The sequence below is a fragment of the Dethiothermospora halolimnae genome, from assembly GCF_037577855.1.
In the GTDB taxonomy this organism is placed as follows: domain Bacteria; phylum Bacillota; class Clostridia; order Tissierellales; family VENL01; genus Dethiothermospora; species Dethiothermospora halolimnae.
In genome coordinates, this window is sequence record NZ_JBAKFX010000011.1 from 1 (window position 1) to 13,125 (window position 13,125).

8 protein-coding genes and 1 pseudogene are annotated in these 13,125 nt (G+C 31.3%); 3 read left to right on the forward strand and 6 right to left on the reverse strand.

From position 1 onward, the window contains the following. Positions 1 to 203 (forward strand): annotated as a pseudogene (locus V6137_RS06520) (hypothetical protein); the annotation flags it as partial. A 477-nt stretch (positions 204 to 680) separates the two neighbouring features. Here the strand turns inward: V6137_RS06520 and V6137_RS06525 are convergent. Genes V6137_RS06525 through uvrC form a run of 3 tightly spaced genes read right to left on the reverse strand, consistent with a single transcriptional unit; the run spans position 681 to position 4,235 of the window. Then, positions 681 to 1,430: a phosphatase gene (locus V6137_RS06525; RefSeq protein ID WP_425447090.1), complete on the reverse strand. Its 750-nt coding sequence runs from the start codon at positions 1,428 to 1,430 to the stop codon at positions 681 to 683. A gap of 5 nt (positions 1,431 to 1,435) precedes the next feature. Beyond that, complete coding sequence (gene hprK / locus V6137_RS06530; RefSeq protein ID WP_425447091.1) at positions 1,436 to 2,347, reverse strand: HPr(Ser) kinase/phosphatase; 912 nt, start codon at positions 2,345 to 2,347, stop codon at positions 1,436 to 1,438. 31 nt (positions 2,348 to 2,378) lie between these two features. Further along, the gene (gene uvrC, locus V6137_RS06535; protein ID WP_425447092.1) at positions 2,379 to 4,235 is read right to left on the reverse strand and encodes an excinuclease ABC subunit UvrC; all 1,857 of its coding nucleotides are present in this window, start codon (positions 4,233 to 4,235) and stop codon (positions 2,379 to 2,381) included. 436 nt (positions 4,236 to 4,671) lie between these two features. On the opposite strand from uvrC, the gene V6137_RS06540 reads away from it, so the two are divergent. Next, complete coding sequence (locus V6137_RS06540; protein ID WP_425447093.1) at positions 4,672 to 5,367, forward strand: hypothetical protein; 696 nt, start codon at positions 4,672 to 4,674, stop codon at positions 5,365 to 5,367. Positions 5,368 to 5,609: 242 nt separating this feature from the next. Here the strand turns inward: V6137_RS06540 and V6137_RS06545 are convergent, their stop codons facing one another. The 3 genes from V6137_RS06545 to V6137_RS06555 all read right to left on the reverse strand — a co-directional run bounded on the left by V6137_RS06545 (position 5,610) and on the right by V6137_RS06555 (position 11,737). Continuing rightward, positions 5,610 to 7,388: a peptide ABC transporter substrate-binding protein gene (locus V6137_RS06545; protein ID WP_425447094.1), complete on the reverse strand. Its 1,779-nt coding sequence runs from the start codon at positions 7,386 to 7,388 to the stop codon at positions 5,610 to 5,612. 359 nt (positions 7,389 to 7,747) lie between these two features. Then, positions 7,748 to 9,535 (reverse strand): peptide ABC transporter substrate-binding protein, encoded by a 1,788-nt coding sequence (locus tag V6137_RS06550; protein ID WP_425447095.1) that lies wholly within the window; start codon positions 9,533 to 9,535, stop codon positions 7,748 to 7,750. Between the two features lie 414 nt (positions 9,536 to 9,949). Further along, a complete protein-coding gene (locus tag V6137_RS06555; protein WP_425447096.1) occupies positions 9,950 to 11,737 on the reverse strand; it encodes a peptide ABC transporter substrate-binding protein in 1,788 nt (595 codons plus the stop codon). A 772-nt stretch (positions 11,738 to 12,509) separates the two neighbouring features. Here V6137_RS06555 and V6137_RS06560 point away from each other — a divergent pair. Then, complete coding sequence (locus V6137_RS06560) at positions 12,510 to 13,007, forward strand: hypothetical protein (RefSeq protein WP_425447097.1); 498 nt, start codon at positions 12,510 to 12,512, stop codon at positions 13,005 to 13,007. Positions 13,008 to 13,125: the final 118 nt, after the last annotated feature.

The following is a 13,125-nucleotide window of genomic DNA, read 5'->3' on the forward strand; positions in this document are numbered from 1 at the left end:
GAGAACTCAACAACCCAGTTTTATTTAATTACTATAAAACAAGCCTACAGGGTAAAAAGAAGAAAGTAGCACTTGGAGCTATTATGCACAAACTTCTAAAATACATTTTTGCAATCTTAAGAGATGAGAAACCCTATGAAATAAGGGAGCCTAAACTACACTCTAAGATGTATTTAGAAAATAATTCTAGACTAATTGCATAGCTTAAAAATTTCACAATTTTAAAAGCCTAAATTTGGCCATTGTTCGTGTTTTTCAAAGGTCTTTTTGTCGTGCATAAATTTAATATTAGAGAATTTAAATTTTTTCACTTAAATACTCTTGACTTTTACTAGCTGGTCTACATATACTTCTTCCTCCTTAAATTCTATCAAAATCCTACATAGTTTTCCATAAGAAACCTTTCCTTATTTTAAAATATGTACTTAAAAAGAACTCCTTCGAAGGAGTTCTTTTTGCCTCATGAGTATATTCAGACAAAGTAAGCAAAAATGGTAGCCATTCCCCCAGGATTTGTGAAAATATAGAATAAGGGAGAAAATCGCTTGAATTCCACTGTCTGAGCATAGCGAGTTTGGAATTCTATTTTCGACCGTTTCTCTATATTTTCCAAATCTGAGGACTGGCGGACATTTTTGTTTACTTTGTCAATACTCTGAACTCCTTTGAAGGAGTTCTTTTTAGACCAATGGAGTTTCTATACTCTCTTTAAATCTATTTTTCCCCTTTTCCTTTAAATAAGATATAAATTCCCCAGGATATAAGTTTAATATAAGTTCTTTTGGCATTTTTATTTCATTAAGCATATCTATAGCCTTATCGAACTTTCCAACATCAAAAGCAATATGGGCATCACTTCCCAGCATTATTCTTACACCATGTGTTTTACATAATCTTGCAATATCCTTACAGTTTTCTAGGCTCCCAACTCTACTTTTCCCTAAAGAACTATTGTTTATTTCAATAATAGTATTTGTACTTTTAGCACCTAATACTACCTTTTCCTTATCTATTGGAAAGGCGGGGTTTCCTGGGTGAGCTATTATATCTACTTTATCATTTTCCATGGCCATTAAAAGAGCATTCGTATGTTCTTCTTTATTTTTAGGTTCAATACATATATCATGTAATGAAGCTATAACTAAATCTAGATTTTCAAGTACATCATCACTGATATCAAGTTTTCCACTATAGTCTATTATGTTAGCCTCAACTCCCTTTAATATATCAACTCCAAATATCTTCTCCGGTATAACTTTTTGATTAATTATATGAAATATATCCGAAGCCCCCGGCATATTAGGTCCATGATCTGTAATACCTACTATTTTTAACCCTTTATTATTTGCCTCCCTGGCCACCTCTATTACTGTACTATATGCATGGCCACTTGCCATTGTATGACAATGGGTATCTATAACACATTTCATTTTAATCATCTCCCCTGTCTAAGTTTTTTATCAAGTTCTTCTGCTGCATTATATCCTAGCTGCTTTTGTCTATTATTTCTAGCAGCTACCTCTATTATCATAGCTAAATTTCTACCTGGCTTTACTGGCACCATTACTTTTGGTAATTTCGTTCCAAGTATCTCTATATATTCTTCATCTAATCCTAACCTATCATACTCTTTTTCTTCGTTCCAATGCTCAAGTTCCACTACTAAGTCTATGGCTTCCCATCTTTTTATTGCTCCAACTCCATATAATCTCTTAATATCAATAATTCCTATTCCTCTAATTTCTATTAAGTGTCGTATGGCCTCAGGAGAAGTTCCCTTTAGTATATCCTCTTGTACCTTTTTTATTTCAACAGCATCATCGGCAACTAGTCTATGTCCTCTTTTTATTAATTCTAAAGCCGTCTCACTTTTTCCTACTCCACTTTTTCCTAGTATTAACACACCCATACCAAATACTTCCACTAATACTCCATGGGTTGTTATCTGGGGAGCCAACAGATCATCTAAATAATTTATGAGCTTATTAATAAATTTAGTAGTAGGCATATCTACTCTTAATATAGGTCTATTATATTTCTTTGCAAATTTAATCATCTGAGAATATATTTCTAAGTTCCTAGTAACTAAGACCGCTGGTATTGGATAACTAAATAACTTTTCAAGTCTTTCTTCCCTTTTTTCTTTACTTAATGTAGATAAATAACTCCATTCCACATTGCCTATTATTTGAATCCTTTCATATGGAAAGTTATCAAAGTATCCTGAAAGCTGTATCCCCGGTCTATTAAGGTCACTTTTAGTAATCTCAATATCAAGATTGCTAGATTGATATATAACTTCCAGTTTTAAATCTTCTATTAGCCTATCTATTGTGACTGATTTCATTATATATTCCTCCACATCTATATTATAAATATTATTCCCTAAAAAAGTTATATACACTTAAAGCAGCTTTTTTATTCATTCCATCTACATTTGATAACTCCTCAAGCTTTGCACTCTTTATATTATCCACAGATCCAAAATGTTTTAATAGTGATTTTTTTCTCTTATCTCCTATACCTTTTATATCATCTAATATAGATTTAAACATTTTTTTATCCCTAAGACTCCTATGATAATTTATAGCAAATCTATGGGCTTCATCTTGTACCCGTGTAATAAAATTAAAACTCTTACTGTTTTTTTTAAGACTAATTTCTTTATTTTCATATATTATACCCCTGGTTCTATGGTTATCATCTTTAACTAATCCACATATGGGAATATCAATACCAAGGGTATCCACAACTCTCTTAGCCACATTAACTTGTCCTTTACCTCCATCCATCATAATTAAATCTGGAAAAATAGAAAAACTTTCTATACCTAATTTACTTTCTTTAATAAGTTCCTTTTCCTTAAGTCCCCTATTAAACCTTCTAAATATTATTTCTTCCATACTGCCGTAGTCATTTGCACCTGTTATGGTTTTAATTTTAAATCTTCTATAATCACTTTTTTTGGGCTCTCCATCTTCAAATACAACCATAGAACCCACTGATTCCACACCCTGTAGATTAGATATATCAAATGCTTCTATTCTTTTTGGTATATTTTCTAAAGATAGTAACTGTGATAACTCTTGTACCGCTTCCTTACTTCTTTTCATTTTTTTCTTAATTTTATCACTATATTTATCTAAAGTTTGTATAGCATTACTTCTTACCATGTTTATTAACTTGCTTTTTTCTCCCCTTTTAGGTACTTTGATATATACATTAGAACCTCTTTTTTGTGATAACCATTCAGTAATTGTATTAATATCCTCTATTTCTTCTTCTATTAAAATCTCTTTAGGTACATATGCAGAACCTAAATAAAACTGCTTTATAAATGAGCTTAAAACTTCTATTCTAGCTTGTTCATCAGTATCAGTTATCATAAAATGTTCCCTACCTGTAACTTTACCTGACCTTATAAAAAATATTTGAACACATACTTCATTTATTCCCCTTGCCATAGCTATAACATCTTGATCTGTCATAGTTGTCGATACTATCTTCTGTTTTTCAAGTATATGCTTTAATGAATTGACTTGATCTCTGTATCTTGCAGCACTTTCAAAATCTAAATCCTTTGAAGCTCTTTTCATTTTCTCTTCAATAATATCTAATAATTTTTCTTCTCTTCCATTTAGAAACATTATTATTTCATTTATCATTTCCATATAAACCCTTTCGTCAACATTTCCTTGACATGGGGCTAGACATCGCCCTATATGATAGTTTAGACAGGGTCTAACCTTCCCTATATCCTTTTCTAAATTCAATTTACAGGTCCTTATTGGGTACAGATTTCTTATTATATCTAATGTATCATTTACTGCTCCATTACTGGTATATGGTCCAAAGTATTTAGCACCATCCTTTTTTACTTTCCTAACCTTTATTACCCTAGGGTATTTCTCATTGGTTGTAACCTTTATATAGGGGTATTGCTTATCATCCCTTAAAAGAATATTATATTTCGGTTTATGTTTCTTTATTAAATTAGATTCTAATATTAATGCTTCTACCTCTGTATCAGTTATTATATACTCAAACTCATCTATATTTTTAACCATTGCATTAACTTTTGGAGTTTTATTTCTTGAAGACTGGAAATATTGCCTTACCCTCTTTTTTAAAGATACTGCTTTTCCCACATATATAATCTGTCCCTTTTCATCCTTCATCAAATAAACCCCAGGCTTATCTGGAAGTTTCTTTAATTCTTCATCTATATTAAACATAATAATCACCCTTTTTTATAATTGACAATGGACAGTTGACAGTTGACAATTAAGGTAATTTTAGTCACTTTGTTCCTAAAATATATATTACAAATCAGCTTTAGCTGTCCACTGTTAAATTTCCACTATATTTTTAAAATTCCGGAGAATGAATTCTCCTCTACAGTTTCAAGACGATAGTCTCTGGATAATTCATTGGACAGGGTATGCCTTGTCCCTACATAATATAATTCTACGACCAACGGGAATAAAATCTCCTTAATTCTTCTTTCCTCTTTAAATATAATTAGCTTCGACTCCAGTCGAAGGTTTCCTTATCTATTCTTTATTCTCTATTCTTTATTCTTTAATAATAATAATATCATAATTGAAGGTTTTTTTAAATTTGTATATAATATATAAGTAAGTGCGAAACTAATGTTAAGGAGGTTAAAAAATGTCTATCACCAAAAGGGTTTTAATATTTATTCTTTGTCTTTTTGCAACAATATTTTTTATGTCAGTAATATCTACCTTAGTAAGCCCCTATGTTTTTAATAATTTTTCTGCTGGTACAATAAATAATATTATATACCCCTTATTATTTACATTAGGATTATTCTTCTTCGGAATTTTTCAAGGATTAATAAAATACTTAGCAAACAAAAAAATTCTAGCTAAAAATACCCTATTATTGTCTTTAAAAATCGGAGATAAACTTAATCTTACAGAAAGACTATGGTATTATTCTTTATTGCTTTTAATTTATTTTTTACCTGCAATAAGAAGCCTGTCTTTACAATACATTACCATAAGTCGTATTGTATTATTTATTATATCCGTTGCTTTATCTGAATTATTATTAAGGACATCATACAACTCAATAAAGATTCATTTCCTAAGACAGGGTTTTTTATTGAATGGATTTGATGTAAGAATTGATATTCCTTTGGAAATGGTAAACAGTCAAATGCATAATGAAACAATCTATTATAGCTATAAAGATATAGAAGGTTATCTAATGTACCCTAATCATATAGATCTATATTTAACTGGAAATAAAGGCATAATATATTTAAATGTTGATGATGAAACCCAAAGACAAGTCATGGGAATACTAGTTCAACAAAAAATCCCTAAAAAGAAGTTTTAGTACATAACAAATTGAAGGATTACGAATCCCCTAATAACAAAATTAATAATTGGCTATCCATAAATGGATAGCCCTGTTTTATTTTAATATTCTTTATTCTCTGTCTTGAAAGAATCCGGAGAATAAATTCCCCTTTATAGTTTTAAACAACTATTTTATGAATGCCCAACCGGACAGAGCTTGCCCTGTCCCTACATATTTTTTTATCTCTCCCTTCTCCTCTCTCAACTCTCCTCTAAATATTAGTGTTCCAAAATATAAGCCCACTTCTTACCACTTGTAACTTGTAGAGGTAGTCTTACTATATTTTTAACATATGGCCTCTGGAGTAGTCTTGATGCTCTATAGCTATAGGGCTGTATAGCCATTTCATCAGAAATTAATATCTTTTCTGCTTCAACCATTGCATCTATACGTTCTTTAGCATCTGTGGTATTTTTAGCTTTTTGGATTAGCTTATCATACTCGGCACTATTCCAACGGGTGTCATTATTGTTGTTTCCAGTTTCAAATAAATCCATAAACGTCATAGGATCATTATAGTCTCCTCCCCATCCTGATGCTGTTAACTCAAAATCTCCTTTACTCATTTGATCTAACCTTACTTTCCAAGTGGCTTGATCAACTTTTATATTAATTCCTAAGTTATCTGTCCACATCTGTTGATATACTTGGGAGTGCTTAACATAATAATCCCCTTGTCCTGTCAAGTATTTAAACTGATGACTTCTTAAATCCTCTTTAGAAACTCCCAATTCCTCTGCCGCAGCATCCATTAATGCTTCTAGGTCCTCTTCAGTAGCACCCGTAGCTACCGTCTCAAATAACTTTTCTCCAGCTATCTCACGGAAGGTTTCTCCACCATAACCTGGTATTCCCGGTGGCACCCATGCATATGCAACGGGAGACATTCCCTTAGATAAAGCTTTTGATATTTTCTGTTCATCTACAGCCATTCTTAAAGCCTTTCTAAAACTTGGACTATTACCATATTCACTATCCACATTTATGAATCGGTAATAACAGGATCCTCCAGTTAATAATTTAATCTCATCCTTATATTTATCAATAAATTGTGATGGAACCCCTATATAATCTAATTCTCCCGTTTCATACATACCTACTGCAGTATTCGATTCTTTAACGATAGAAAACTCCACTTTATCTAATAAAACCGATTGTGAATCCCAATACTTATCATTTTTTGATAATACAACCTTAGACCCATGTCTCCAATCAGATATATAAAATGGACCGTTATAAGCCATATAATCTGGTTCAGAGGCATATTTATCTCCATATTGTTCAACTAAATCCTTTCTTGATGGAAAGAATGTATAATGTTGTAATTTACTTAGAAAAGCTGGGTCTGGCTTATCTAAAGTAACCTTTAATGTTTTATCATCTACTGCTTTTACACCTATTTGTTCTGGATCGGTTATTTCACCTTTAAAATATTCCTCAGCATTTTTTATATTATACAACATAACGGCATAATCTGAAGCTAACTTGGGATCTACTGCTCTTCTCCATGCAAACTCAAAATCTCCAGCGGTTACCGGCTCTCCATCTGACCATTGTGCTTCCCTTAAATTAAAGGTATATTCTTTACCATCTTCACTAATTTTCCAATCTACTGCGATACCAGAATCTTCTTTAACAGTTCCCGTATGGTCAAGTCTTATTAACCCCTCTAACATATCATTAATAATAGTCCCTGATGTTGAGTCTGTATTTAATTGGGGATCTAAACATGGAGGCTCTTCCCCTAAGTTAACTCTTAGAACTTGTTCTTCATCTAATATATCCTCAGATATGTTTTCTGTATCCGTTGTAAATTCCTCTGTACCTTCATCTGCTTCATCTTGCTCACCATCAGCTACATCATCTTGTTTATTTTCATCTTCTGTAGTTCCATCATCTTTAGCTTCATCTTCGTCTCCTTCACCACAAGCTGCCAATGTTAAAGAAGCTACCAAAGCAAATATAAGTAGAAATATTAAAAGCTTATTTTTTTTCATTAACCTTTCCTCCTTATTCTTTTTATCTTACTTTTATTAAATATTCCTTCTTCTATTAGCATTGGTTAATGTGAAATAATTTATTATTAATTAATAATGAAGTTTTTTGTTTTTATTGTATTTTTTTGAAAAAAGTTAGTGGATTACGAATCCCTCAACAACTAAACATGAACAAAGGCGCTGTTGGCACTTGTTTGTTCAGTACAGAGTACAAAGTGCAGAGTTCAGAGTTCAGAGGGCAAAGGAAAAGCCGCAGAAGGGGTCTTCCTTTCTACGGCTTTTCTTAAATTGAAGAGATTGGGCATAGCCCAATCTCCACCTTATCTATTCTTTATTCTCTATTATTTATTCTTTATTTCTTAGTGTTTTAAAATGTATGCCCATTTCTTACCACTTGTAACCTGAAGTGGAAGTCTTACTACATTCTTAACATATGGTCTTTCTAATAATCTACTTGTATTAAACTCATATGGATGAACAGGCATTTCATCGATTAATATCTTCTCTGCTTCTATCATTGCATCCACACGTTCTTTAGCATCAAATGTATCCATTGCTGATTGAACTAATCTATCATATTCAGCATTTCCCCATCTAGTTCTGTTTTGTGGGTTATCACTCATCATTAAATCCATAAATGTCATGGCATCGTTGTAGTCGCCAATCCATCCTGAACTAGTTGTAATCTCGAAGTCACCACTAGCTTGCTTGTCCAATCTAACTTTCCAAGTGTTTTGTTCTATTTTAACTTTAAGACCTAGATTTGATTCTAACATCTGCTGATATATCTGTACATATTTTAGAGCACTATCACTTTGTCCTGTTATAACACTTAAACTACCGCTAATATCTTCTGTTGTAGCTCCTAACTCTTCTAATGCTTCATTATATAACTTTTCAAGGTCTTCTTTAGAGTAACCAGTACCTATATCTTTGAATAATTTATTTCCTGCTATTTCACGGAAAGTCTTACCATCATATCCCGCTATTCCAGTTGGTACCCATGCATAGGCAGCTGTTGATAATCCCTTATCCATAGTTTCATATATCTTTGTTTGATCTATTGCCCTTGCAAGTGCATTCCTTAACTTCTTGTTCTTTAGGTATTTATTTTCAGTATTAAATGTTCTATAAACACTAAATGCCTGTGGTACAAGTTGTAATTCATCAATATACTTATCTATAAACTGCTGTGGTACTCCTATATAATCAAGTTCTCCTGTTTCATACATTCCTACAATTGAGTTTGAGTTTTTAATTATATGGAAATTAATTTTTTCTAATATAACTGAATCCGCATCCCAATACTCTGGGTTCTTCTCAAGAACTAATTTAGATTCATGTTTCCACTCTGCGACTTTAAATGGTCCATTTGATGGAACTAAGTCTGCTTCTGATGCATATTTGTCTCCTAATTCTTCAACCTTATCTTTTCTTGATGGGAAGAAAGTACTATGTTGTAATTTACTTAAGAATGTTGGATTCGGCTTTGCTAATGTAACTTCTAAAGTATAATCATCTAAAGCTTTAACTCCTATTTGAGATGGATCAGTTATTTCTCCTTTATAGAAGGCTTCAGCATTCTCAATATCATATGTCATAAATGCATAATCTGAAGCTAATTCTGGTTCCATTATTCTCTTCCATGAATATTCAAAGTCATGGGCAGTTACTGGAGTACCATCTGACCAGTTAGACTCTCTTAATTTAAAAGTATAAACAGTTTTATCATCACTTAATGTCCAGTCTGTTGCTAAACCTGAACCTTTTTTAACTTCACCAGTATGGTCCATTCTAATTAGACCTTCTAGTGTATCATTAAGTATAGTACTTGAAGTACCATCTGTACTTACCTGTGGGTCTAAACAAGGTGGCTCTTCTCCTAAGTTAACACTCAAAACTTGTTTTTCATCTAATATATCCTTAGGTAAGCTTGCTGTATCAGTTGTTTTTCCCTCTGCTGCTTTAGCTGTATCATCTTTCTTATCTTCATCTTTTTTGTCATTATCATTGTTTTCATCACTATTTGCCGCTGGTTTATCTGTATCTGTATTATCTACTTCCTCATCACTTCCACATCCAGCCAACGTTAACGAAGTTGCAAGTACAAAAACTAATAATAATACTATCCATTTATTTTTATTCATAATTAAAATTCCTCCTTTTAAATATTAATTATTTTCAGATTTTTTAAACTACAACCTCCTTTTTAAAAATTTCTTATAATTTGTTTTAAGAATAATTAACAAAATTTGGTTCTTATTAATTATTCGTTATTAGTTTGTTACGGGTAATTAACATTTTCTTTTAATAAGATTATAATCGATATATCGAATCTTGTCAAGAATAATTATATCCCCATATATTTGTTAACTTTTATCTAAAAATACATATATGTAATTATAAAGTTAAGAGATTTAGAGAACAAAATGCAGAGTAATAAAAAATCCCTATAATATGGCCACCTTATAGGGATTTTTTATAAATTAAAGAGATTGGGCATAGCCCAATCTCTACCTTATATTTCAATTTTTATCTATCATCTTTAATTTATCTTAAGTTTAGTGTTTTAAAATGTATGCCCATTTTTTACCACTTGTAACCTGAAGTGGTAGCCTTACTACATTCTTAACATATGGTCTTTCTAATAGTCTACCTACATTAAATGCATAAGGATCTATAGGCATATCTTCAATTAATATCTTTTCTGCTTCTATCATTGAATCTACACGTTCTTTTGCATCAAATGTATCCATAGCTGATTGAACTAATCTATCATATTCAGTATTTGCCCATCCAGACCTATTTTGTGGATTATCACTCATCATTACATCCATAAATGTCATGGCATCATTATAGTCACCAATCCAGCCTGAACCAGTTGAAATATCATAGTCACCATTGGCTTTCTTATCTAATTGTACCTTCCAAGTATTTTGTTCAATCGTAACCTTAACCCCTAGATTAGATTCTAACATTTGCTGATATATCTGTACATATTTTAATGCACTATCACCTTGACCAGTCATAACTCTTAAACCATTAATACTTTTAGCAGTAGCCCCTAATTCCTCTAATGCTTCATTATACAACTTATCAAGATCCTCTTTGGAGTATCCCGTACCTATATCCTTAAATAGTTTTTCTCCTGCTATCTCACGGAATGTTTTACCGTCATATCCAGATATTCCAGGTGGCACCCATGCATACGCAGCAGGAGTTAATCCTTTATCCATAGTTTCGTATATCTTTGTTTGATCTATCGCTCTAGCAAAAGCATTTCTTAGCTTCTTATTTTTTAAGTATTCATTCTTATTATTAAACTCTCTATAAACATTAAATGCCTTAGGAGTTAACTGTATCTGGTCAATATATTTATCTATAAACTGCTGTGGTACACCTATATAATCAAGTTCTCCTGTTTCATACATGCCTACCATTGAGTTTGAGTTTTTCATTATAAGTAAATTAATTTTTTCTAAAATAACTGAATCTGCATCCCAATATTCCGGATTCTTTTCCAGAACTACTTTAGACTCATGTTTCCATTCTGTAACTTTAAATGGTCCATTTGATGGAACTAAGTCTGCTTCTGATGCATACTTATCTCCTAATTCTTCAATCATATCCTTTCTTGATGGGAAGAAAGTACTATGCTGCAACTTACTTAAGAATGTTGGATTTGGTTTTCTTAATGTCACCTCTAAAGTATAATCATCTAAAGCTTTAATCCCTATTTGAGATGGATCAGTTATTTCACCTTTATAGAAAGCTTCTGCATTTTTTATGTCATAATACATAAATGCATAATCTGAGGCTAATTCAGGATCTAAAATTCTTTTCCACGCATATTCAAAATCATGGGCAGTTACTGGAGTTCCATCTGACCAATTAGCTTCTCTTAATTTAAATGTATATACAGTCTTGTCATTACTTAACGTCCAATCTGTTGCCATACCTGAACCTTTTTTAACCTCACCAGTATGGTCCATTCTAATTAAACCTTCTAATGTGTCATTAAGTATAACACTTGAAGTACCATCTGTACTTAATTGTGGATCTAAGCAAGGTGGCTCTTCTCCTAAGTTAACACTTAAAACCTGTTCATCATCTAATATATCCTTTGATAAATTTGCTGTATCAGTTGTATATCCCTCTGGTGCTTCAGCTGCATCACCTTTTTTTTCTTCATCTTTTTTATCTTTATCCTTAGCACTATTATCTACTTTATCTTCTTTTTTAGTATCATCTGTCGATACATCTTTGTCATCTCCACCGCATGCTGTTAGTGTTAATGAAGCTATTAAAGTGAATACTAACAACAATGCTAACCATTTAGTTTTTCTCATTTAAATATTCCCCCTTAAATTTTAAAAGTCATCATAAAATTATGCGAATTCTTAAAATGTATTCCCTCCTTCTATGTATCACTTCTACTTGTTAAATCCCCTTAAAATATACAAGCGGTTTATTAATTTGATGTTATTGAAATATTAAAATTGTGTCATGAGAGGATTTTACAAAATTATAGAACGATTTATCTCTTTTGTCAACGAATGTTAAATAAATGTTATATTTTTCTTTTATTGCTTTTATGAAAAATAAGCTCACCCCTTGAATCAACTTGTTTACATGCTTTATAAATAACTTTTTACAATGCATTTACATTTATTACGATAAAGTAATATTAATGTAAATATATTGTTTTCAGTTTAAATTATTACATTAATTCTTTGTAACATTTTTTCCTTTTTTCCTGTTAATTTCTAATATTTATTTGAACCTATATATTTTATTCATTTTATTTAGTATATCCAAATCATAGAATTATCTAATGCCTAATGATTTATTCACTGTTTTTGGGGTACAGGATATATTAGTGGTTATTTTTTATTGTCTTATTTGAATTTTATTATATAATATTATACAATGTAGTTAATAATGGATTTTATGTTAAATAATCCAATATATTATTTAACTTCTATCTGTTTAAAAAGTATATAACCTTTAAATATTTTTATATAAACTGCTTTAAGTTAAACAGATATTATAGGCTATAAGATTATATTATAATTTTATGGTTTATGGTATATATATATTATAAGAGGAGGATGATAAAACATGGACAAAAGGAATTATACTATTCTAACCATCGTTGTAATTGCGTTACTTGCTGCCGTAGTAGTGGGCATTTACACAAATACACCACCTCTATGGATTGCTGGTATCGTGCTGTTAATTGGGTCTTATTTCTATACCCACAGTAAAAAAATTACTGTAAAAAACTTTTTATCTAACTGTATCAAGTTTAATGGAGAAAATAAACTAGAGAAAACCCATTATTACCTAACTGATCGTTTCGAAAAAAGTATTAAATACGATGCTTTTAAAAACTTTAATCCAAAGGGCATAAAGAACTTGAACATAATAAGCAATACTGATATCAGTACAACTTTTGAAGTAACTTTTCAAAGTGGTAAAAAGTACACATTAGAAGTTATTAAAAGAAACGGAAAAGTAGACGGAAAAAACATTTTCTCATGGGTTATAGATGATATATCTGGTCATGAGTTTGAAAATATTAGCATGGAAGTTGATGAGGATATGATAATTAATTAAAAAAACGGCCTGATGGCCGTTTTTTTAATGCAGGGTGCAAGGTACAGGGTACAGAGTTAGAGAGCAACCTATTTTCTCCCCTGTTCTCTGCACCTTGCATCCTGCACAGAACAAAGAA